Genomic DNA, 24,713 nt, shown 5'->3' with positions numbered 1-24,713 from the left:
ATTTAGCAAGAAATTCACACCCGTTACGGGGGTAATGAGGTGGTAACTGAACTTCTGCGCTGTTTGGCTTCGAGGTGGTATTTCGTTGGCTCTGTCCCATAGAAAAACAAAGCGTAACGAACGCTGTATCAGCTAATTCGCTACGTTTTACCCAAATTTACTTTTTCGCTATGTGTTTATTTTATCAACCAATTAATAATACATCTCAATATACTGATAAGCCTTATCAAAAACTTCTTGATCTTTAATCTGGTAGTTAACCCACAGAATAGAACGTAGTTTCTTTTTTATCTCTCGCTGAGCTGTAATGCTTTTAAAAGCATCTTTAAACTTACGTACAATAGCTACCACATTTTCATCTATATCAGCAACTACACGTTCTACAATGATAGGAGTATCCTCAGTTCTAATTGATTCAAACAACTCCGTAAGAGCAGCTTTAGCTTGTTCCCTCTTGTCAAGAGGTTGATTTGAGTTTTTTTCTTCCTCAAGCACTTCTTTAGCAAGGGTGAGCAATCCTCGGAGGAAATCAATACTAGTTATAAGATTTTCCTCCATATGACGGCGCAGTTCATCCAACTTCTCAGCAAATGCCTTGTAATTAGGGTCTCCATGATGCTCTCCTAACCTCAAACGAAGCATTTTTTCCACTTCCAATATCTTTTTAGGATTGTCTTTGGCTTGCTCCAACACCATATCAATTACATCTCCATCTACCACAAGATCCTCAAGTGGAGTCCCAATATCAATTGTATCAATGTTACGATGAATGATTTCAATGGTTTTAGCACCCAATAAAGTCCATATGAGTGAACCGCCGGTACTAACAGGACGTACACTTTGATATACCTGAGCCAGCCAAGTATAATCCGCCTGAAAAACAGCCAGCATTGCATCCGGGCTTACTGTTTCCCAAGCTTTAGCCAATCGTGAAAAATGTTTTGCAAAATTCGTTTTTGTAGACTCATCAAGTAAACATTGCTGAGCAGCCTGCAAACCTTCCCAACCACCGATTGTCCGGTCTACACCAGGGAAAAAGTCAATACATTCTTGCAAAAATTGAGGTATCAACACTTTTATCTCATCAATATTCTTTACAACCGTTTTTACCGTCTCTTCATCAAAAGCAAGACTTTTGGCTACATTATCAAATACACCAACGAAATCTACAATCAGACCACATTTCTTATCAACATTGTACTTTCTATTCGTGCGGCAAATAGCTTGTAACAACGTATGATCCTTCATTGGTTTATCAAGATACATACATTGCAAAATCGGAGCATCAAAACCTGTTAATAGTTTTGAAGTGACAATCACCATTTTAATCGGTGACAATGGATCACGGAATTGATCAAGAAGTTTTCTTTCTTGTTCTCTATCACGACGGTATGTCTTATACTCATCAGCTTTATCACCAGCCGTATGCATAACGATAGTGGTTGCATCTTCCGTACCCCAAAGAGCATCAATCGCTTTCTTATATTTTACACAGCAGTCTCGATTATATACCACAACTTGGGCTTTCATGCCACTGGGCTCTACATACTCTTTGAAGTGATTTACAATATAACGTGCGACATCGTTAATTCGCTTCTCTGCTGTAAAAAATGCTTCAACAGAAGTTCGTTTTACTAATTCGTTCTTTTCGTCCTCGGATATTTGATCGGTCAGTTCATCAAATTCTTCTTGTAATTGAGTTTCGTTAAGATGCATCTCTACCGGCACTGTTTGGAAATTCAATTCAAGCGTAGCTCCATCTTCAACAGAATTTTGGAAAGTGTATTTTGAAATATATCCACCTTTCTCTAAATCCTCATCAGCACCAAACGATTGAAAAGTATTCTTATCTCGTTTGTTGATAGGCGTTCCGGTAAGACCAAAGAAAAATGCATTAGGTAGTGCATTGCGCATTTTTTGTCCTAAATCCTTTTCCTGAGTTCGGTGTGCTTCATCTACCAATAAAATGATATTATCTCTTTCATTCAGTACACTATCAACATCTCCGAACTTGAAAATTGTCGTTATCAGAATCTTGCGCTGATCCTGCTTGAAAAATGCAACTAACTCATCTTTTGTCTTTGCAGATTCTATATTAGGAATATCAGCACGAGTAAAATCGCCCGTTATCTGATCTTCCAAATCAATACGGTCATCAACGATAACAACTGTGGGAGCATGTAATTCGTTTTGCAAACGTAATTTTTGGGCAGCAAATACCATCAACCATGATTTTCCCGAACCTTGGAAATGCCAAATAAGACCTTTCTTCGGACCTTGTTTCTCTCGATATGTATTTAAGACACGCTGAACAATAGCTTCACCTCCTAGATATTGTTGATAACGGCAAACTATTTTTATTTTTTTGCCTGATGATGTTCCTGTAAAAACACTATAGTAACGATATATGTCAAGTAATCGGTTTGGTTGAACTAACCCCATTACATTACTTTTAACCGACTCTATTGTGCCATGCTGACGACCTTCATCTTTAAACCAAGGCCCCCATTTGTCAACAGGAGCACAGATACCGGCATATTGAAGTTCTTTGCCTTCAGTAGCAAAGGTCAATATATTCGGAACAAACATTTCTGGAATGCTTTTTTCATAATGCAGCATATCGATGGCTCCGTCAGCCCATGTTATCTGAGGGCGAACAGGAGATTTTGCTTCACCAACACAAATCGGAATTCCATTTATCAGATAAACCAAATCCAAACGTTTACCTCCATCAACAGAGCTACGTGGAAATTCCCATTGATTGGTTACGACACAATAATCTTCGACCGCATCTTCGCTAAAGAATCTGATAGGTATATATTCACCATCCTTTCCAAAAGGCTCTGTGTTTTCATTAAATAGCAATGTACGAAAACGATCATTGGCAGTCACCAATTCATCATAATTACCTCCACAAGTAATAGCAGCACGGAGTTTATAAATAACTTGCTCCGCTTGTTGATGTGTTATCGGATTCAACCTAATAAGAGCTTCCAATAGCCATGATTCAACAAGGACAGAATCAGAACTACGAGGTATATCCTGTGACTTTACATACTGCCAACCACTTTGGGTTGCAGCTTCTATGAGCATTTGCTCCACTGTATTGTCTTCGTTAAACATATCTATGATTTTTATTGTTATCAATTTAATAATTAAGCGATTTTCCCTAATTCGTCACTTTGTATGTCATTCAAATATACTAAAGCTTTTTGAATGACAGATTTTGATTTGTCGGCTTGACGGTAGATCTGTTCAAATTTGTTTTGTTCGTTTCTTGAAGGTAGTACTATAAACTTAGCCATGAAATCCGACATACTTAAATTTTGAATGCCGGTAGTTTGACTTGCCATTGCTCTCATAGCAGCCTTATTGAGATTGTAGGAATTATATAAAGCGTAGAACAAGTACACTGGATTTACAGATTCCTTAGGACGCAGTACCTGCGTAAAGTTATTAGGCAGATAATCACCTATTTCATCAAAAAATACGACCCTACCAACCGGATTATCTTTAGTACCTCCAGACCTCTCCAAGATTGTATCACCTTGTTTGAGCTTTTTCCGTACAACTTTCTTAGGCTCAATATCTCTAGTTACAACATCTGTCAAATCAAGATATCCTTCATTAGTAAAGTTTGTTGTGCGAATCACTTTTATCGCATTCTCAGAAATCGGTTCGCTTCCCCATTCCCCAGGGAATGTATCTGATACCAAATCTTCTAATTTGCAATAAGATTCAACGTTCTCAAACATCTCGATAAATTGCGATTTGAAGTCGCCAAATTTTGATTTGTCAGCTTGTTCTGCTATGGAAACAAACTTTAGTTGATCCCTCATTTGAGGGATAGCCATTTTTACTTTCTCCAAGTCCTTTCTTGTAAGACTTGGAAGAACCCCCTGTTTGTTAAGCTTCGTAAAATCGTATTGACAACACCAATAATAGAAGAACTTTGGATGAAGTTTAGCCTTGTCAACATCGATACTAAAGGCCGTATCAACTATCCAGTAACCTGATTCCATGAAGATTGGATTGTTGATATTTCCTTTTCTGCCAAGAATCGTAGTATTTCCATTACATAATTTCTTTTCACCATAACACATAATACCACCACTACCACAAATTGGATAAGCACCTTCTTCCTGATATTCTTCAGGATAAGCTTTTCCATTCGTAATAGTAACGACATCAGACCATGGTGTACCTTGACAGAGACCTCCAAACATCTCGATAAATTGCGACATACTAACCAATAAATTTGCGGTGAGACATTTTTACATTTGTCTGATTCACCATAGCATATTGCAATGTTGTATCAAGACTTTGATGTCCTAAGAGATGCTGGACCTGCTCTATGGGCATACCTTTATCTATAGCCATTGTTGCCAAAGTGCGTCGAAACTTATGAGGATGCACTTTAGGAATATTCAATTCACGTCCCAATCGACGCAATCGAATTTCCACGCCACTTATCTGTAGTCGATCATAAGGTGCTAATAACGAAACAAACAGCGCAGGATTGTCATCTATCCGTTCTGCCAAATAACGTTGTAAATGTATCTTTGTACGAGCATCGAAATAAACTCGACGTTGCTTATCTCCTTTACCGGTAACGATGCATTCCCGGTTTTCAAAGTCTATATCGTTCCGATTGAGTTTGACCAACTCCCCGACACGCATACCAGTAGAGGCCAACAAATCAATCAAGGCTAAATCGCGAATACCTTCGCAATGGTCACGCATTTGTTCTAACGCTTCATCGGAGTATGTTTCTTTGACTGTTTTTCCGACTTTTACTTTATGAATCCGACGTACCGGACTCTTCACAATATAATCCTCATCCTCAAGCCATGAAAAGAAACTTGACAAAATGCGACGTATATTGTCTACCGTAACCTTTGTAGCACCGCTTGTCTGCTGATAATCATTTAAGTAATTACGCAAGTCATCAGTAGTGATATGGCGAATATTTTTTTCTATTTTCCTGATAGCATTATTTAATGTACTTCGATAATAGTGTATCGACTTATCCGAACAACCTTCGACTCGTTTAGCCGACAAAAAACTATCTATTAATTCACTATTACCACTGCACTCTTCATTGTTCTTAGACGACACGTTGATATCACGAAAGGCATAATCTAGCACCTTTCGTAATTGACTCATTTGCTCGTTGTTTAAAACTCCCAGCATAGCCTGCTCTATGTCATTAATCAGACTCTCTATCATATTATTAATAAATTTGTTATCCAATTAAGCCGCAGCTATCAACGTATCTCTCTTATTCTATCCGTTTATTAAACTCTTTATGACTTTATCGATATTTTCAATACACTGCTTCAATTCAAATTTTGATTTATCGACCTGTTCTGCTATGAATACGAATTCAAGTTGTTTGTCCATTGGCGGTAAGATACAATCAAAGTTTCTTAACTCAGTGAGCGGCATTCGTGGCATTTTAGTACCTCCTGCTATATCATTTGCATAATTAACGAACTGATTACCCCGCAACAGATGACTCAAAAATACTTTATGCAATTTACTAGGCTCTGGACGTAATGGAACCAGTTCTGTCGTTGCCATTCCAGGCTCATCTGGTATCACAACCTTGTTTAAATAAGGCCTTAATTTTGAGAATAGTACATTCCCTTCATCAAAGGATTGAACAGATAAAGCATTCTCAACATCTTCATAGACCTTCTCTATTATCCTACCAGTATTTGATTCTATCATATCAAGATTCAATAGCCATATTTTGCCAGATAGTTGCTCTTTAGAAGGCATTTCCGGGGCGACATCTTTAATCTTAGCAGTCTTCCAACCTTTTGTATTCGTAACAGGATTACCAAACATCTCGATAAATTGCGATTTCACCATTTCATCAGTTGCTACAAGAAGTTTCTTGTAACTTTCCTTCAAACGATAGGCAGACCATACTTTGTCTGCTATTTCTTTTTGTTCTTGAATAGAAGGAAGATAAAACTCATATTTTGCGAGTGTACTCCAATTCAAGAAATAGTTGACTCCTCCAGATTTATGCTCTTCACAATAATTCCAAAAATCATCACTTTGCATAACAAGAGCAAGGAACTCCTGAAGCAAGACCTTAGAATCTTTTGTCCCTAACACAAATGTTTTCTCAGAACAAATACCATCAAATTCAACCATCGAAGCCTTTCTTAAATGTGGATTTCTTGAGACTAATAATATATCGCCCTTTTTGAAGCCACAATAAAACATCGGACCAATAGTTGAACCCTTTATGAGACCACATCCTTGTACCAGCATTTCATTGGACTCAATATGTTCACCTCCTACATAGTATAATAAAGAAGTATTTAATCTGTCTTCACGAGTATTAACTCGCGTTGCAACATCCTCAAACTTTACCTTTGTCATTAAAGTAGATTTATAAGTTTAGTGTATTCACTATGAATATTACAAGAATATTCTTGCCACTGTTCTATTTGTTCAGAAAATTTCAAAATATTTTCTGTTTGAGTTTGTTTTACATACAATTTTGGTGAAATAGAATACTCATTTTGGCTTATTGTCTTGGTATCAACTATACATGAACGATTATCTACATTTGTATTGCCACGATACAATGAAACTATTTCCTCGACATGCTCTTCTGTGAGATAGCTTTCTCCATTCTTCCTTTCTACCAAATCTGTAGCACGAATAAAAAGTACTTGTTTTATTCGGTCGGATGGTTTCTTGCTACTGCATAGCATAATACATGCCTCCATTGGCGAGTTAAAGAATAGATTTTTACCTATGCTGATAACACTATCGACCAGGTCTTCCTCGATAAGTTTACGCCGCATGATCTCTTCTTCCATTCGGTTTAATACACCATGTGGAAGCAGAATTGCACATCTTCCTGTTTTTTCATCCATTGAAGCAAGGATATGTTGTATAAACGCATAATCTGCCCTTCCCTGTGGAGGAGTACCAAGGAAATTGCGTCCCCATTTATCGTTCATAAACTTCTCACGATTCCATTCCTTGATTGAATAAGGCGGATTTGCAAGAACTATATCAAACTTACGAAGATGACTTCCATCTAAAAATGCCGGATTCTCCAACGTATCTGCACATGCAATCGAAAAATCTTCAATTCCATTCAAATAAAGATTCATTCGTGCAATAGAAGAAGTCAAGCCATTCACCTCTTGTCCGAACACCTGTACACTCTGCCACTCTGCGCCTTTGTTGCGAAGATAGTCTAAACATTTAACCAACATACCTCCGGAACCACAAGTTGGGTCATAAATGCTTTCATTCGGTTGTGGCTGCAGTATCTCAGCCATAAGTTGAACGACTGTTCTATTCGTATAGAACTCCTGAGCAGTATTTCCGGCATCATCGGCAAACTTTCCAACAAGGTATTCGTATGCTTGCCCCATCTCATCGGCAGGACAAACCTTTAGGCTCAACGTATATTTAGAAAAATCCTCAATCAACGAAGTAATGATATTATCAGGCATCTTCGCCTTATTGGTCCAGCCATCCTTAGGTCCGAAAATACCTTCTAATCCTCCGATTTTTCTACCATCCATTTCCTTAGCAGGATTGGCTTGCTCAATGGCAATAAATGCTTCGACTAATTTATTACCAACATTTTCCGTCACCTCACGAACATCTCTCCAGTGCGCACCATCAGGAATACGGATGGGGAGATCTTCTACTTGCATACCTGCATACTCAACTCCTCCTTCACACACAAAACCTTCAAACTGCTCATCATAAACATCGGAAATGCGTTTGAAAAAAAGCAAAGGGAAAATATACTCTTTATATCCTGCCGCATCAATCTGACCACGCAAATGAGTGGCAGCCGCCCAAAGGAAACTTTTAAGTTCATCGAGCGTAATAGGGTCGTCCGGATGACGATATTGTTTTACTTTTTCTGCCATATTGATTATGCGTTAATGAGTAATGAAAATTCGTTCTCCAATCGCTTCACATCTTCGTATGCTTGTTTGAACTCAGCCAACACTTCCGCATAAGGACGAATTTCCTCCTTGTGGTAAACCACATAGCGATTGGGCGAAAGATTATACTCTTTATCTCTTATCTCCTGCAATGTAACGATTCGAGAATAGTCCTCTTCATCGGAGTAATTTTGATAAAGTGAATATAACCTATCTATATCATTCTCTTCTAAAATATTCTGCGCTCTCTTTTGAGTTAGAATTTGGGAACCGTCTATCATCAAAATCCGTCCGGAATGATGAGCCTGTTTCATTCTTCGTATTATCAAAAAGCACGGTGAAAGTCCAGTTCCATAAAACAATTTATCTCCTAATGTAACAACGGCTTCTATCAAATTACTTTCCACTAATTGCTTTCGTATTTCTGCTTCTTGATTTCCACGAAACAGAATACCTTGTGGCATTACAACAGCCATACGCCCCTTGCCAGAAGACATAGAACATATCATATGCTGAATCCACGCATAGTCACCACAACTATCACTCGGTGTGCCATAGATATTGCGCTTATATTTATCTGAACTCCATTCCGTTGCTCCCCAATTTTCAAGAGAAAATGGAGGGTTTGCTATAACACAATCGAATTTGGCGATATTACCACCTTGAAGAATTTTTGGGTCTCTCAATGTGTCGCCTTGCATTACATTAAAATCAGATGCACCATGCAGAAATAGATTCATTTTAGCAATGGCCGCATTCACGACATTCTTCTCTTGTCCGAATATACTTCCACAGCAAAGAGAATCATCGTGCATATATCGTATAGCTTCGATAAGCATTCCTCCACTACCACAAGCAGGATCATATACAGTTTCCCCCGGTTGCGGATCGAGAATATGCACTAATAATCTCACAACAGAACGAGGAGTATAAAACTCTCCAGCTTGAGCCTTACTATCATCGGCAAACTTCTTCAATAATATTTCATAAGCATCACCCATTAAGTCCGCAGGGTAATCCTTATTACCAAGTTTTCGTTTTGATAGATGTTCTATCAGGTCACGAATCTTGCTGTCATTGAGAATTGCTTTGTTAGTCCATTTCTGAGATGAAAACATAGATAGCACCCCATACAATGTATCTGGGTTTGCTATCTCTATCTGCCTCATAGCACCGACTATGGCAGCTCCAAGATTTTCTGTACGCTCTCGGACTTCTTGCCAATGACAACCATTAGGAATAACAAAACGATGTTGCTCTGGCAGAGATGCATACTCCTTATCACCACCACTTGATATTAAAGCTTCTTCTGTTTCTTCATCATAAACATCAGATATCCGCTTGTAATAAAGCAAAGGCGTGATATAATCCTTAAAATTATCTTGGCTTACAGGACCGCGTATTATATTACAGGCCTCAAACAAAAAATTATATAAGTCCTGTGCACCTGTAAGCTCTTTATTTATTGTTTTTTTTGCCATCTAATAACTCTGTCAAATAGTGAATTTGAGATTCCTTTATTTCATTAACTCAACAACATCTTCCGGCAACATCACATTCTCGGAATCACCTTTCGGAGCGTTCTTAAGGAACAGCACCGGAACGATGGTGTAGTTCTTAGCAAACGGCAGCAGATTAGCTTTGCGGAGAAGTTCTGCTGTCAGTTGGTTGCCGTTCTCTTGGGTTGTCCATTTGCATTCTCCGACCAACAGAGACTTTTTATCAAGCGATTCGGCCATTACATCGAACTCGACCTGTTCCGGCTTCTTATCCTCATTGAGAACAGAGCCCCACCAGCGTTTTGCTTGGCCATAAACTACTCCATTAACAAGATTTCCTGTGACGGCATCCCGACACAGTTTTTCCCATTGCATACTCACATACTCAGAGAAATGAGTAGTCAAAGCCTGTTCTATGGGTAAACGACGGCCAAGTTCTATGAACGAACGATTAGGAACAACAAACTTATAGTAGAATGCCATAAATGGATCGGCTATCTTATAAAGACTCTTTTTCGCATTTTTTTCATCAATTCCGAACGGAACATCTTTTTCCAAAAATCCAAGATCAACAAGTTTCTTCAATGGACGCGACAGATTGGTTGCAGGCTCATTGCATCGTGCAGCAATTTCGGAAAGACGGTTTGCACCAGTACCGATATAAGACATTATTGTCGAAGTCTTGACTATATCCTTAACATCATCCTGAAACAGTTTTATCGGCTCCTCATAAAGAGCCCCATTTACAGAAAGGATATTATGCCACATGGCATCATCAAGCGAAATTCTGTTTTCCCTCAGTTCCCAATAGCGCGGCACACCGCCCCATACAGCATACTCTTCAATAGCGTTCATCGCATTAAGGTTCAATGCCTCCTGAATATAGGGTAAACGTATAGGTGTAAGTCTCATTATCTCATCAGCACGACCATAAAGAGGCGCAGTAGAATCAAGAAACAACCCATACATCATATTTTGTGATGAACCACAAAGCACCAGATTATACTTCAACTGTTTCTCATCAACAAGTTTCTGCAATACAGACGGCAGTTCAGGAGATTGCTCCACAAGATACGGAAATTCGTCCAAACACAAAGTAAAACATTTGTCTGTTCGATAATTAACCGCACGAAACATCGACTCCCAATCGGGATACGACAACTTCTCAAAATCAGGAAACACCTGTGCTATCACTTTTGCAAGTAATGCCCTCTGATGTTGACCTTCCGAACGGTCTGCAAGGAAGTATACATCATTTTCTGACAATACCCTTTTAATAAGCGTTGATTTACCCAATCGTCTGCGACCATACATCACAACTAACGAGGATTTCTCTCTTGCAAGAGCATCCTTCAGTCGTGCTGCTTCATCTATTCTATCAACAAATTTCATAGCCCACATTATTATGCAGTACAAACATAATGTTTTTATGGCATAATACAAAATTTTAAGCTGTATTTTTTTATCCTGATAGAGTCATTATCGACTTATATGCAGAAAAAAGTGAGTTTTATCCCTTTTTCGAAGCTCTTTTCCTTGTCTTCAAACTCAATTCCTGTAATGTTTTCCCTAGTTTGTCTTCTTTGGCCAACCACAGAATATCATCGTCAAGCTGTAAAGCATACAACACGCGCAAATATATTCCGATTGCCACTGTCGGCACACCTTTCTCTATTCGGGACACGGTCAACGGAGAACAGGTGGCACGTTCCGCCACTTGAGCTACACTCAGATTCCTGCGCAAGCGAGCCAGTTTAATCTGTTCTCCCACAACGGACATCTTTTGTTCTAATTTTCGGGGCAACTTAGTCCCCATTGTATTCTTTGCCATGTTAACTCATCATATAATATACAAAGATACTACTTTTTATTTATTTAATGATACATTGCACATAAAAATCGCATCAAAGCCATATAATCAGTCATAGACATAATCATTTGGAATAGAATTTCAAAATTAAATGCCATCATATTATTCATAAGCACAGTATACATCTACTAACAAATAAAATACTATTCGTTATACAGGCGTAAACAAACCCTCCTTGCTATGTCTGTTTAATATTAGTTTGACCATTCAAACGAAAAGTAACTTTACTTTATCCCTGTATTCATATATACACGCATTAAAGTAAAACTAAAAGAGGGAAGAAAAGAAATAGCTCTGCCAAAATCGAAGGTCACCCAATTATAAGCTAAAAAATCCGTGAACTCATTTACGATTTTGCATCCATAATCGGCGAAATAATCACAGATATGCCTTATCTTTGCGAAACGGAGATTTAAGAGCAAAATAGAGCCATTTTCTCTTTTTCCCTTCGTTTGAAGATAAACTAAGGTTAAAAGTGTTAAATCTTCGATTTTTGACGAAAAAACAAGTAAATTTTCGAGCAGTCTATCTTTTAGGCTGTAAACTATTGATAATCAATTAGCATAATATGCTGCATCGGCAAGTAAGAAGTGCATACTATCATTGCTGCAATAAAATAGATCGTTTAAAGAAATCACTATGCCCATTATAGAAATATCATCCTTAACAGACTCCGGAGTAGAAATATTCAGTACCCTCACCGAAGCTCAATTACGCAATCGTATCGAGCCTGATAAGGGATTGCTTATTGCAGAAAGCCCCAAAGTTATCCATGTAGCTCTGAATGCTGGTTATGAGCCTTTAGCCCTCTTGTGTGAACAGAAGCATATCACTGGTGATGCCGCTGGCATCATTGAACGTTGTGGTGATATACCTGTCTATACCGGTGAAAGAAAGTTACTTGCCACATTGACCGGATATACACTGACGCGCGGTGTCCTCTGTGCCATGCGTCGTCGGACATTACCAAGTGTGGATGAGGTGTGCCGGAAAGCCCGGCGGATCGTAGTCATTGAGGGCGTGGTAGACGCTACTAATATCGGAGCCATCTTCCGTTCCGCAGCCGCCTTGGGAATAGATGCTATATTATTAACGCGTAATTCTTGTGATCCGTTGAACCGACGTGCAGTCAGGGTTTCGATGGGTTCTGTCTTCCTGATACCATGGACTTGGTTGGACGGTTCTCCCAATGAGTTGCGCAAACAGGGTTTTCGTACAGTCGCTATGGCACTCACGGAGAAATCAATCTCTATCGATAATCCTATCTTAGCAACCGAACCCAAGTTAGCCATCGTAATGGGAACAGAGGGAGACGGTCTTCAAAACGAAACAATTAATGAAGCGGACTATGTAGTCCGCATTCCTATGGCAAACGGTGTCGATTCTCTCAATGTAGCCGCCGCATCCGCTATTGCTTTCTGGCAACTTCGCGTTCAAAATGACACAGATCTGCCACCATCACCGGATGATGTACATATATGATTTTACTTATATTCCTACTCACACCTACAATACGTATTTGCGCCACAGGAACAGCGAGGTAACAACTTTTCCATCAATTCACTTCGAAAGAACTCATACAGTTCTTTATGCATGATGTCATATAGTGCCCTAACCCGTTCTTCCTGCTCATCTTCTACATGAATTCCTCCCTGAAAGGGATCTGTAAAGTTGAAAGAAACGTATTTTCTCACTACACCCTGCATTTCCTTTTGAACTTCCTCTGCTTCCGGACAAAGGGTAATAACATAATCCCATGTCTGTTGGGCATACGTCGCAACATCACAGGGTTTTCTACGCGAAAAGTCATATCCATTTTGTTCCATCACTTGGCAAACAACGTCAGGGACAGAATTTCCAGCCAAAACACCGGCAGTACTAATCTTCATCCCTCTACCGAAGGAGTTCAAAATTTCCTGTGCCATACGACTACGGCACATATCATTATTACTTACTATCAGTATATTCTTCATACACAAATTCTATTTTTATTTATTTCCTAATATAGCTACTTTAATAACCCCATCCAACTTGTTCTCGAAAATACGGTAAGCCTCCTCAATCTCATTCAATGGGAATCGATGTGTAATAAGAGGAGTGGTATCAATTTTACCTTCCTCAATCAGCGCAAGGATTTCGGCACAGTCGCAGCCATCCACTCCCCCTGTTTTGAAAATCAAATTCTTGCCATACATATCAGGCAAAGGAAGAAGTTGTGGTTTATCATAGAGGGCTACAATCGTGACAATAGCATTAGGACGGGCACAATCCCAAGCCAAATGGAAGGAATCGTCACCCCCTGCCACTTCCAAAACAACATCTGCTCCACCATGGTCACTGTTCTTGAGAACAAAATCCTTGCAGTTGTCCGGTTCAGTCACCAACACATCAGGATAATGCTCGCGGACAAACCGAATTCTTTCAGGAGACTTCTCACAGATAATAATGCGTTTTGGCTTCTTCAGCATCACACACAACAAAGTACAAATCCCGGTAGGTCCGGCACCGATGATAAGAACAGTATCTTCCGCGGTTATTTCCGAGATGCATGCTGCCCAAAAACCTGTTGCAAGCACATCACCGACAAACAAAGCTTGTTCATCACTCACTGTATCCGGAATACGATTCAAACCTTGATCCGCATAAGGAACTCTGACATATTCCGCCTGACCGCCATCAATTCGACAACCTAAAGCCCAACCGCCATTAGGATCAGTACAGTTATTCACATATCCATGCTTACAGAAAAAACACTCACCGCAGAAAGTTTCGACATTCACAGTCACCCTGTCACCAGGCTTCACCGAAGTGACATCAGCCCCTACTTGTTCTACCACACCTACCATCTCATGCCCGACAGTTATTCCGGGCACAGCACGCGGCACACTGCCATGTTTAATATGAAGATCACTGGTGCAGATGCTACCAAGTGTTACACGCACGACTGCATCCCGTGAATCCTTTATTTCCGGTCTTGCTTTCTCCTGCAATTCAAACTTTCCGTGTTCAATATATGTGTATGCAAGCATAATATCCTCCTCGTTCATTAATATATACCTTGCAAAGATAATGATTTCATTGGCAAAACAAATCTCTTTTATCACGTTCAATACTCCCAAACCGAATCTCACTCTATATTTATAACAATACAAAGCTGAATAAAGTCATTCACTGTTTTTTCTACTTCGGTTTTGATATTCTGGAAAATATTCTTACTTTTATATCCAAAATAATAAATAAAAATAGCAGCACGACTTATTATATTTACACACAAGCCTATGATAGATACTTCCGAAAATCTGATTATTATAAAAGGTCAAATCAAGACTCCTGAAATAGAAAGCTGCCAAAATCATAATGGCAACTATAAGGTAGTATTCCGGAATGTTCCCAGTGCGTATACTTACAAAGAAGAAAATGTTCTTTGGCTAACTGATCCGGACAAACCGGACCCCAATAATTATCAAATAATCAGTAAAGGGAGAACTTTATCAAACATTAAAGCCTTATCTATTTTTAAGGCCAGATCACACAACTATTGGCACATTCGTTTTCAGAATGGTAAAGAGTATGATTACAGAGAAAAGGACTTAGAAATTATCGAATCATGCTTGGGAGAGAGTCGTTCGAAAAGCATATTCGAATATTTGAAGAAAGTTGCCGATGCGAATGAATTGAAAGCTGATGACGGAACGAAGCTATTAGCAAAACAATATGAAAAGATTCATTTCATCGCAAACAACAGAGCTATTGCTGTATATCTGAATCCTCAAAAATATAAAATGCAGACCCAGACTGCCTCAACCTTGATTTTTCCTTTCGGTTGTAATGCAAGCCAGCAAAAAGCAGTCCAAGCAGCTTTTGAGAATCAAATCAGTGTTGTGCAAGGACCTCCGGGAACCGGAAAGACACAAACGATTCTGAACATCATTGCCAATATCCTTGTGCGTGGTAAGACTGTTCAGGTAGTATCTAATAATAACTCCGCCATCGTCAATGTACTTGAGAAGTTATCCAAATACGATATGGGTTTCATTGTTGCATTGCTTGGCAGCACAGCTAACAAAGAGAAATTCATCGAGACTCAAGAAGAGGAGAAACAATATCCGGAGAACTTTGAGTCATGGCATGATACGGATGCCGACCAACCTCTATTTCTCAATCAGATACATCATCAGACAGAAGAACTAAAAAGTATATTTTCCAAACAGGAACGCCTTGCCATAGCAAGACAGGAGATACAAGCTTTAAAAATAGAGTGGCAACATTATCTGCAAGAGTTCGGAACAAAAGAATTTACTCTCCAACAACGGAAAAATTCCAGTTCGGCAGACCTTCTGAATTTATGGAATGAATGTCAGCAATTTGCAGAAAAAGAACAATCATCAAGTCCTCGGGGAATAGCAGTTTTTATTCAACGGTTGAAATGGTTATTCTTTAAATTCAGGAGCAAAGCGATTTGTAAAATCCCCGATAAAGGTTTCTATAAACGGGAGATGAGTTTGATTATCGCTGACTTCCAAATCTTATTCTACCAAACAAAGTACGCAGAACTGGAAGTTGAAATAGACACATTAGAAAAGGAACTTGCCAACAAAGATGCAGCAGAAATGGCTAGACAAATGGCTGATACATCAATGAAATATCTAAAGATTCAGTTATTTCAGACCTATGGCAATAATCATGACAAGCCCATCTTTACGCTCCCTGATCTAAGAAATAATTGGCGAGAGGTACAAAAAGAATACCCTATTATATTAAGTACGACCTTTTCATCATTAAGCAGTCTACAACGAGATGCAGTATATGATTATATCATTATGGACGAAGCGTCGCAGGTTTCCGTTGAGACCGGAGCTTTAGCCTTATCATGTGCTAAAAATGCAATCATTGTCGGTGACACCATGCAACTCCCCAATGTAGTCACAGAAGAAGATAAGGAAAAGCTAAACTTTATCGCTAATGCCTGCTTGATTAAGCCGGAATATGATTGTGCCAATATGAGTTTTTTGCAATCCATCTGCAAAGTTATTCCAAATGTACCGCAGACCTTGTTACGGGAACATTATCGATGCCATCCTCGAATCATCAACTTCTGCAATCAGAAATTCTATGGTGGAGATCTTGTCATCATGACACGTGATAAAGGAGAAGAGGATGTCATTTGTGCCATACGGACAGCCAAAGGTAACCACTCCCGCAGTCACATGAATCAACGGGAAATAGATGTTATCAAAGAGGAAGTACTACCGAATCTATCTTATGAAACAGATGAAATTGGCGTCATAGCTCCATACAACAAACAAGTAGATGCAGTAAAATCCGCACTTGAAGAGGATATTGATGTCGCAACAGTCCATAAATTTCAGGGAAGAGAAAAGGATGCTATCATTATGACTACTGTCGACGATGTCATCACTTCCTTTTCCGACGATCCCAACCTGCTCAATGTTGCTGTTTCGAGGGCTAAGTCACAATTTTATTTAGTAGTATCGGGAAACGAACAACCCAAAGACTGCAATATCAGCGATTTGATCGCTTATATCGAATATAACAATGGCACTGTTTCCACCAGTAAGATTCATTCTATATTCGATTACCTATATGAGCAATATACAGATGCACGAATTGCCTATTTGAAGAAGCACAAAAAAATATCCGAATACGATTCCGAGAATCTTACATTTGCCTTACTCGAAGATATCCTGAAAGAAAATATCAATATGCGTCATTTGAATATCATTTGCCATTTACCACTCTATATGTTGATTCAGGATTATTCTCTATTGAATGAAGAGGAAAGCAAATATGCTGCAAATATAAACACTCATATTGATTTTCTAATTTATAATCGTGTGAGCAAACAACCGGTATTGGCTATTGAAACAGATGGTTATACATTCCACAAATCAGGGACAAGTCAGTCAGAACGTGATATTAAAAAGGATCGTATTTTAGAGTTGTACGGAATTCCATTGGTGAGATTGTCTACCATCGGTAGTAATGAGAAGAAAATTATTGGAGATAAGTTAAGCAAAGTATTAAACTTGCATTAGAATGCTCATTGCAAATCATATTTTTGTTAGAATAGGAGTTTCTGCATATTCTAACAACCAAAAGAATAAATTTTACTCCAACTATAACAATCACATCAATAATAATGCATACATTTACTTCTTATTTAAAGTACGACAGCACTATGGAAATTATTTTCTACTTTTGCACCAACCTCATTAAAAGTTTCTAAGAACTTAAAGTGAGTACATAAATAAACATTAATCACAATGACAAAAAACTATCTCATCGTAAATACATTAATTAAAATGCGGATAAGATACAATACATATAACAATAAAAATCATCTGTTTTACAAAAATAGGCAGATAAATAAATCGCATTTCGACCAAATACTAAGAAATGAACAGGAAAGTATTAGGTTAACAATTCTACGCGACACACTTCTCCCGAAGCTGATCTCAGGAGAACTAAAAATTAACGCAACTGAAGTATTATAGATTACGATGAACAAGTCAATAAACATACTTGATAAAGAATATCTGCAATGGGTGAAAAACCTTTGCGGTCGCTATCGTCAAAGCCAAATAAAGGCAGCGGTGAAAGTAAATGTGGAACAGTTGAAATTCAACTGGCTTTTAGGTCGTGACATTGTTGAATTGCACGTAGAAGAACGCTGGGGCGAAAGTGTTATCACTCAATTAAGCAAAGATTTACGTGAAGCCATACCCAATGCGGCTGGTTTATCAAAGAGCAATATTTACTATTGTAGGAAGTTTTATTTGTTATACAAGGATGCTTTGAAAACTTTCCACCAACTTGGTGGAAAAAATGAAACGGAATTATTCCACCAAGTTGGTGGAATATTTGAAGTCCCATGGAGACACCATTGCTTGATAATGGATAAAGTGAAAGACGATATAGACAAAGCTCTGTTCTATGTTCACCAGACGGTGGAGAATGGCTGGAGTCGTAGCATGCTGCTCAATTTCATTAGCACCGACCTTTATGAGCGGCAGGGCAAGGCACTGACTAACTTTACAAAAACATTGCCTGATGCGATGAGCGACCTTGCACAGGAGTTGACCAAAGACCCCTACAATTTTGCTTTCACGGGTATAACTGGGCGTTACAATGAACGATTGCTCAAAGATGCTCTACTGAATAACATTACCCGATTCCTGATTGAACTGGGTACGGGTTTCGCTTATGTGGGCAAAGAATATCGTTTAGAAATAGGCGAAACGGAAAACTTTATCGACTTACTCTTTTATAATCTTTCGCTTTCCTGCTATGTGGTGGTAGAGGTAAAGATCGGTAAATTTGCTTTTGCCGACATCGGTCAATTAGGTGGATATGTAGTGGCTTGCAATCATCTGCTACGTAAGGAAGGACGGGATAACCCAACCATCGGTTTACTGATTTGCAAAGAGAAAGACCGCATACAAGCTCAGTATGCTTTGGAGTCGAGCAGCCAACCTTTGGGTATTTCCGAATATGATCTGGAGAAGTTCTATCCCGAAAAAGTGGAAGGTACCATGCCTACCATTGAAGAGATAGAAGCTAAATTAAGAGATAACTAACAATGAAACCAACGATTTAAACTGCTAAATTCTCAATCGACTGGCAGAAGAAAGAATCCGCCAGAGCCGGAATGCGCAAAATGATAAAGCGGTTGCTGAAGAAATATAAATATCCGCCCGAGGAAGCTGCTAATGCTTTGGAAACAGTCATTCGTCAATGCGAACAATGGACGGATAATGATGATTCAGAACCTCTTTATCAGAAAGCCCCGAAGAAATATGAGTTTCCTGAAAGCAGTTCATACACCATAGCTGCTGAACCAAACATCAAATACAATAATTTATTATTGAAAAATAAAAGCCACATAAGTATCATTATGGGAACGTACCGTTTGAGGTACCGGATAATTGGGTATGGACGACTTTGGGAGAAATAAGTAATTATGGCGATAGCATCAATGTTCAGGTTGACCGTATAAAAGATAATGACTGGATATTAGAATTAGAAGACATAGAGAAGGATTCTGCCAATATTAATCAATTCCTAAAGAAAAGCGAACGTAGTATAAGTGGTGTACGGCATCAATTTTATACAGGTGAAATTTTGTATTCTAAACTTCGCACTTATCTGAATAAAGTACTGGTTGCACCTAAAGAAGGATATTGTACGACTGAGCTAATGTCATTTAACACTTATGGAGTTATGTCGAATAAATTTGTTTGTCATGTACTACGCTCGCCTTATTTTCTTGATTATACTCTTCGATGTGGGTATGGTGTAAAAATGCCAAGACTTAGCACAGCAGATGCGTGTAAAGGAATGATACCTCTTCCACCATTAGGAGAGCAACAACGTATTGTGGCGAAAATTGAACGTTGGTTCTCCCTGATTGAACAAATTGAACAAGTAAAAAACGACCTACAGACTGCAATCAAGCAAGCAAAAAGTAAAATCCTTGACCTCGCCATTCATGGCAAACTTGTACCCCAAAATCCGAATGACGAACCAGCTTCGAAGTTACTTAAACGTATCAATCCGAAGGCTAAAATAACAAGTGATAACGAACATTATGAGAACTTGCCTTTTGATGTACCTCAGAATTGGGCATGGACTACACTTGGCAATATTGGTAAATGGCAATCTGGAAGTACACCAAACAGGTTGAACAAAAATTATTATGGAGGAAATATTCCTTGGCTAAAAACTGGAGATTTGAATGATAAATACGTCACGTATATTCCAGAATATATTACAGAGAAAGCCTTAGATGAAACATCTGTGAAGTTGAATCCTAAAGGTAGTGTGTTGATAGCAATGTATGGCGCAACGATAGGGAAAGTTGGGATATTGACATTTCCCGCTACTACGAATCAAGCATGTTGTGCTTGTTATGTTTTTGATGAAATAGAAAGAATGTATCTGTTTTATTTTTTACTTTCTCACAGAGAAAAATTCCTTAGGCAAGGAGGTGGCGGAGCGCAGCCTAATATATCAAAGGAGAAAATAGTCAATACACATATCCCAGAACAAAAAAGGATCTTACAGAAAATAGAAGCATTGTTTGTTGCAATTGATAAAATAGCCGAGGAATTATAACTCTTCAGCTATTTTATCAAGAGTAGAGAACAGTAGACTAACTTTGTTTGCTATTCGCATTTGTTCCTCCAAAGGGGGAATGGCTATATCAATATCTTCAATAATCGATTTACTCACTCTTTGTTGTCCTACAACTCCATTAAAAGAATTTATGCACTGATTTATGAAGTAATCTGACTTGAAGAAGAAAAGTCCATACTTAGCATCAATACACTGAGATCTAAATATATAAAGTTCGGTAGTGCCAGCACCTATCCCATTTGGAAGGTCTTTCAGAATTATAGATTTCCTATTTTCAAGGCATGGTGAAATTTTGGCTACTGCAATGTCTCCATCTGCAAAGTGTGTAAAACCTGTTTTAACTTCATACCACTGTCTTGTCTCATATCTAAATGTATTAAAATAGCCATCAGAAATATTCGTCATTGATATAAAACCAGCTTTAGAACTATCATCAGCTTTGTTTCTTGGATTGATTTTAAATACTTCTTTTATGGATGCATAGCACCATCCATTAGGCAAGTTCTCATAATGTTCGATACATCTTCTTATATTGTTGCCATATTCATTTAAAATCAAGAGAATATGGTAACAACATTTAAAAACTATCTGGTCAAAACAAATCTGGCTAAGAACACTGTCACATCGTATGTATGGACTGTGAATTATTTCCTTACTCATTATAAGGAAGTGAACAAGAAGAATCTATTAGCCTATAAGGGCTATTTGGTTGAGAACTTTAGACCACAAACGGTTAATCTGCGATTGCAAGGTATCAACAAGTATTTGGAATTTGCGAAACAAGACAAATTAAAAGTTAAGTTTGTAAAGGTACAACAGAAGAATTTCTTGGAGAACGTAATTAGCGATGCTGACTACAAGTTTCTGAAAGCACAATTAAAAACAGACGGCTATGAAGAATGGTATTTCGTTGTATGGTTTATGGCTGCAACCGGTGCACGTGTCAGTGAATTGCTGCATATCAAAGTGGAACATATACAAGTGGGGTATCTTGATCTTTACAGCAAAGGTGGGAAAATACGCCGTTTGTACATTCCGAAGAACTTACGTATTGAAGCTGTCAAATGGCTTAAAGAAAAAGGGTTTGTTTCAGGGTATATTTTTCTGAATCGATTCGGACAACGTATTACTACTCGTGGTATTGCCTCACAACTCAAACATTTTGCTACAAAATATGGAATGAACAAAGAGGTTGTTTACCCCCATTCATTCCGGCATCGTTTTGCTAAAAATTTTCTTGACCGCTTCAATGACATTGCTCTTTTGGCAGACCTCATGGGACATGAGAGCATAGAAACCACTCGCATTTATCTTCGTAGAACTGCAAGTGAACAGCAGAAAATCGTGGATAAAGTAGTGAATTGGTAATAATTTTACAAGAATCCTTAAAAGTGTATTTGCTTACACTTTTAAGGATTCTTGAATGTTATCAAGGATTGAGAAAAGTTCTTCTATCTTTTGAACTATACGATATTGCTCTGCAAGTGGTGGTAAAGGGACATTTATTTTATGCAAAGCATTGGAAGATAGCCCTAGTAAACCAATACCTTTCCCTCCTATAAGATTATTCTCTTTTAGAATACAGTAAAACATAATAATAGAACGCTACACACAAATCTATTTTTGCTCGAAGTTTATGGATGTGATTCTGAATACATATGTCGTAATCATAATTCCAAATAGCCGAACGACCAATATCCCCACCTTCACATACAAGTAAATCTCCCTTTGTTACAGTACACTTGTCCAATTCATTTTCTTTGTACGGCATTTGTTTAAGTACAGTAAAATCAAATTTATCCCAATGCACATTGGATGTGGTCAGATAACTTTTCATCATTCCTTCCTTATTAGAAGAATTAAGAGCCTTACCTGTATTGTGAGTAAATATCTCTCCCAAAATAGTATATTGCCAACCATAGGGATAATGTTCGTTATCACTTGTTATTTTAGCCTTCGGATTGATACGTTTAAGTAACTTCGAAGCTGGTTCGTCATTCGGATCTTGAGAAACCAGCTTTCCATGAATAGCGAGATCCAAAGTCCTATTTTTCAATTGTTTGATAGTAGTCTGTAAATCAACTTTCCCTTGTTCGATTTGGTTAATCAAGGCGAAACAACGTTGAATTTCTGTTACAATACGTTGTTGTTCAGCAAGAGGCGGTAATGGAATTGTAGTGTTTACAATTATTTCTTTTGAAATATTTGGTTGTGCTCCGCCTCCTCCCTTTGAGATAAACGTTGTTCTTTGTGATAAAAGGAAGTAGAATAGATATGATTGAATGACTGCATAATACTCAATACAAGCACAACATGCTTGATTTGTGGTTGCAGGAAAAGTAAGTATTCCCAATTTGCCTATTGTTGCTCCATACATGGCAATAAGAACACTCCCTACTGGATTGATTTTTGCAGAAGAATTTGCAACAGCTTCTTCTGTAATGCTCTCTGGGATATCTGTAATCAATCCATCATTTAAATCTCCAGTTTTAAGCCAAGGAATACTTCCTCCATAATAGGTCTTATTTGAACGGCTTGGTGTGCCTCCTGCTTGCCAAGTACCAATGTCTCCCAATGTTGCCCACACCCACGAATTCGGTATTTCAAACGGTACACATTCTAATTGCCGATAATGATACGTATCAGAAGAAGTCGTTTTCTTACTTCTCTTTATCTTCCCCTCCTTTATCAGACGTTCTTTCTCTTCCTTAATACGTTCAAGTAAAACAGACGCAGGTTCATCATTTGGATCTTGTGGGACAAGTTTTCCTCTAATAGCGAGGTCTAATATTTTCTGTCGTAGTTTCTTTGTATCCATTAGTCCTCGATATTTGCCATTAATTTTTGAAGTTCAACCACCGCTTTACTTATGTTATCACTTTTCTCTTTGATAATAGCCATTAATTCTGATAATGAATAGTCTACTTCATCTCCCCCCTGTTTTATCCAAGATACATCAAGGCTGGTTTTGTCACGAGTTATTACTTCATCACAAGTATATTTACGCCAACGCCCATTTAGATTAGTCTCAGCATTATATGTTTCTACACGAGCATTTATATCCTCCGCATGATAACACGAAACGAAATCATCAAGATGATGCCGTTGCATCGGATTAGTAGCCAATGTATGCTTTACATCTGTACGATAATCATAAAACCAAATATCCTTCGTACTACTACCTTTTGTAAAGAATAAGACATTAGCTTTTACACCTTGAGCATAAAATATACCTGTTGGTAAACGCAAGATAGTATGCAAATTAAATTCTGAAAGTAGTTTCTTACGAATCACTTCTCCAGCGCCCCCTTCAAACAGTACGTTATCAGGCAAAACAACCGCTGCACGTCCGCCTGTTTTGAGCGAAAGCATTATATGCTGTAAGAAATTCAATTGGTTATTTTTCGTTTCAACATAAAAATCACTTCGATTAATGTCGACAGAACCAGAAGGACGGGTTCCAAAAGGCGGATTAGCAAGAATAACATTCACTAATATATCAGGTTCTTTTTCTAAAGAGTCCTGACATATAATAGGGCTTCGGTCAGTACCAACACCATGAAGATACAAGTTCATCGAAGCTAATGTAACAACCAAAGGAGTATTATCCGAACCATGCAGAGCTTTATTCCGCAAAAAATCCCGTTTGCCTTTGTCTTGTGATTGTTTTTTCATGTAGTCATAAGCTGCCAAAAGAAAGCCACCAGTTCCACAAGCCGGATCACAAACCGTTTCCCCAATCTGAGGACGCGTTACATCAACCATTGCCGATATAAGAGAACGAGGAGTAAAATACTGACCTGCTCCACTCTTTTTATCTTGTCCATTCTTCTCTAAAATACTTTCATAAATAGCCCCCTTAACATCACCATCCATTATAAGCCATTGCTCCTCATTAATCATTGTTATGACCTTCTTCAAATATACAGGCTTATCTATTTTATTTTGAGCTTTCGTATAGATAGTACCAATTAGATTATCCTGCTCACTCAGTATTTTCAATGTATTTTCATACTGGCCTATCAAATCAAGACCATCTAATTCTATCAAGTTTTCCCAACGATATCCTTCAGGTATGGCTGATTCTTCGTCAAGCAATTTAACGTTTTCATCATCCATTTTCAGAAATAACAAATAAGTCAGTTGGGTTATATAATCGGTAAATCCAATACCTTGACCCGCTAACGTAGTGGCAAGTGTCCAGACCTTTTTAGTCAGACCTTGCTCATTCGAATTTGATTTTGCCAT

Annotated in this window: 19 protein-coding genes and 1 pseudogene; 6 read left to right on the top strand and 14 right to left on the bottom strand. The window is 38.3% G+C overall.

What is annotated here, in order from left to right; genetic code table 11:
• Positions 1–192: 192 nt before the first annotated feature.
• From H8796_RS13195 to H8796_RS13160, 8 genes are all read right to left on the bottom strand, one after another.
• Positions 193–3,123, bottom strand: coding sequence for a type I restriction endonuclease subunit R (locus H8796_RS13195; RefSeq protein WP_117901790.1), 2,931 nt, complete (start codon positions 3,121–3,123; stop codon positions 193–195).
• Between the two features lie 32 nt (positions 3,124–3,155).
• Positions 3,156–4,244 carry a restriction endonuclease subunit S gene (locus H8796_RS13190; RefSeq protein ID WP_187343806.1) on the bottom strand — a complete coding sequence of 363 codons (1,089 nt, stop codon included), beginning with the start codon at positions 4,242–4,244 and terminating at the stop codon, positions 3,156–3,158.
• A 1-nt stretch (position 4,245) separates the two neighbouring features.
• The gene (gene xerA / locus H8796_RS13185; RefSeq protein ID WP_117901830.1) at positions 4,246–5,229 is read right to left on the bottom strand and encodes a site-specific tyrosine recombinase/integron integrase; all 984 of its coding nucleotides are present in this window, start codon (positions 5,227–5,229) and stop codon (positions 4,246–4,248) included.
• 57 nt (positions 5,230–5,286) lie between these two features.
• A complete protein-coding gene (locus H8796_RS13180; protein ID WP_149927541.1) occupies positions 5,287–6,399 on the bottom strand; it encodes a restriction endonuclease subunit S in 1,113 nt (370 codons plus the stop codon).
• The gene (locus tag H8796_RS13175; RefSeq protein ID WP_007748239.1) at positions 6,399–7,922 is read right to left on the bottom strand and encodes a class I SAM-dependent DNA methyltransferase; all 1,524 of its coding nucleotides are present in this window, start codon (positions 7,920–7,922) and stop codon (positions 6,399–6,401) included. The genes H8796_RS13180 and H8796_RS13175 overlap by 1 nt, the downstream gene beginning before the upstream one ends.
• Positions 7,923–7,927: 5 nt before the next feature.
• Positions 7,928–9,421 carry a class I SAM-dependent DNA methyltransferase gene (locus H8796_RS13170; protein ID WP_117901787.1) on the bottom strand — a complete coding sequence of 498 codons (1,494 nt, stop codon included), beginning with the start codon at positions 9,419–9,421 and terminating at the stop codon, positions 7,928–7,930.
• Positions 9,422–9,457: 36 nt separating this feature from the next.
• Positions 9,458–10,831 (bottom strand): ATP-binding protein, encoded by a 1,374-nt coding sequence (locus H8796_RS13165; RefSeq protein WP_032839110.1) that lies wholly within the window; start codon positions 10,829–10,831, stop codon positions 9,458–9,460.
• A 118-nt stretch (positions 10,832–10,949) separates the two neighbouring features.
• Complete coding sequence (locus H8796_RS13160) at positions 10,950–11,270, bottom strand: helix-turn-helix domain-containing protein (RefSeq protein WP_007748247.1); 321 nt, start codon at positions 11,268–11,270, stop codon at positions 10,950–10,952.
• A gap of 678 nt (positions 11,271–11,948) precedes the next feature.
• On the opposite strand from H8796_RS13160, the gene H8796_RS13155 reads away from it, so the two are divergent.
• Positions 11,949–12,791 carry an RNA methyltransferase gene (locus H8796_RS13155; protein WP_117931882.1) on the top strand — a complete coding sequence of 281 codons (843 nt, stop codon included), beginning with the start codon at positions 11,949–11,951 and terminating at the stop codon, positions 12,789–12,791.
• 14 nt (positions 12,792–12,805) lie between these two features.
• Here H8796_RS13155 and H8796_RS13150 read toward each other — a convergent pair whose 3' ends face one another.
• Entirely contained in the window at positions 12,806–13,282 is a 477-nt protein-coding gene (locus H8796_RS13150; protein ID WP_117931881.1) for a low molecular weight phosphatase family protein, read from the bottom strand.
• 15 nt (positions 13,283–13,297) lie between these two features.
• Positions 13,298–14,338 (bottom strand): alcohol dehydrogenase, encoded by a 1,041-nt coding sequence (locus H8796_RS13145; protein ID WP_117932460.1) that lies wholly within the window; start codon positions 14,336–14,338, stop codon positions 13,298–13,300.
• 249 nt (positions 14,339–14,587) lie between these two features.
• Here H8796_RS13145 and H8796_RS13140 point away from each other — a divergent pair, with 249 nt between their 5' ends.
• The 4 genes and pseudogenes from H8796_RS13140 to H8796_RS13125 all read left to right on the top strand — a co-directional run bounded on the left by H8796_RS13140 (position 14,588) and on the right by H8796_RS13125 (position 20,444).
• Positions 14,588–17,365 carry an AAA domain-containing protein gene (locus H8796_RS13140; RefSeq protein WP_117971721.1) on the top strand — a complete coding sequence of 926 codons (2,778 nt, stop codon included), beginning with the start codon at positions 14,588–14,590 and terminating at the stop codon, positions 17,363–17,365.
• 465 nt (positions 17,366–17,830) lie between these two features.
• Positions 17,831–18,907 (top strand): YhcG family protein, encoded by a 1,077-nt coding sequence (locus tag H8796_RS13135; protein WP_117931878.1) that lies wholly within the window; start codon positions 17,831–17,833, stop codon positions 18,905–18,907.
• Positions 18,908–18,939: 32 nt separating this feature from the next.
• Positions 18,940–19,170, top strand: a pseudogene (locus tag H8796_RS25405) (type I restriction enzyme endonuclease domain-containing protein); the annotation flags it as partial.
• A gap of 101 nt (positions 19,171–19,271) precedes the next feature.
• A complete protein-coding gene (locus tag H8796_RS13125; RefSeq protein WP_187343804.1) occupies positions 19,272–20,444 on the top strand; it encodes a restriction endonuclease subunit S in 1,173 nt (390 codons plus the stop codon).
• Here the strand turns inward: H8796_RS13125 and H8796_RS13120 are convergent.
• Complete coding sequence (locus H8796_RS13120; protein WP_229099132.1) at positions 20,439–21,023, bottom strand: restriction endonuclease subunit S; 585 nt, start codon at positions 21,021–21,023, stop codon at positions 20,439–20,441. The two genes, H8796_RS13125 and H8796_RS13120, sit on opposite strands and share 6 nt — an antisense overlap.
• Positions 21,024–21,029: 6 nt before the next feature.
• On the opposite strand from H8796_RS13120, the gene H8796_RS13115 reads away from it, so the two are divergent.
• Entirely contained in the window at positions 21,030–21,833 is an 804-nt protein-coding gene (locus H8796_RS13115) for a tyrosine-type recombinase/integrase (protein WP_117931875.1), read from the top strand.
• Between the two features lie 33 nt (positions 21,834–21,866).
• Here the strand turns inward: H8796_RS13115 and H8796_RS25635 are convergent, their stop codons facing one another.
• The 3 genes from H8796_RS25635 to H8796_RS13105 are packed head-to-tail and all read right to left on the bottom strand — an operon-like array spanning position 21,867 to position 24,713.
• Positions 21,867–22,058 carry a restriction endonuclease subunit S gene (locus H8796_RS25635; protein WP_117931876.1) on the bottom strand — a complete coding sequence of 64 codons (192 nt, stop codon included), beginning with the start codon at positions 22,056–22,058 and terminating at the stop codon, positions 21,867–21,869.
• Positions 22,030–23,283 carry a restriction endonuclease subunit S gene (locus H8796_RS13110; protein ID WP_370539774.1) on the bottom strand — a complete coding sequence of 418 codons (1,254 nt, stop codon included), beginning with the start codon at positions 23,281–23,283 and terminating at the stop codon, positions 22,030–22,032. The genes H8796_RS25635 and H8796_RS13110 overlap by 29 nt, the downstream gene beginning before the upstream one ends.
• Entirely contained in the window at positions 23,283–24,713 is a 1,431-nt protein-coding gene (locus tag H8796_RS13105; protein WP_117931872.1) for a class I SAM-dependent DNA methyltransferase, read from the bottom strand. The genes H8796_RS13110 and H8796_RS13105 overlap by 1 nt, the downstream gene beginning before the upstream one ends.

Source organism: Bacteroides sp. M10, assembly GCF_014334015.1.
GTDB classification, from domain to species: Bacteria; Bacteroidota; Bacteroidia; order Bacteroidales; family Bacteroidaceae; genus Bacteroides; species Bacteroides intestinigallinarum.
This window is presented reverse-complemented; position numbering and strand designations above follow the sequence as displayed.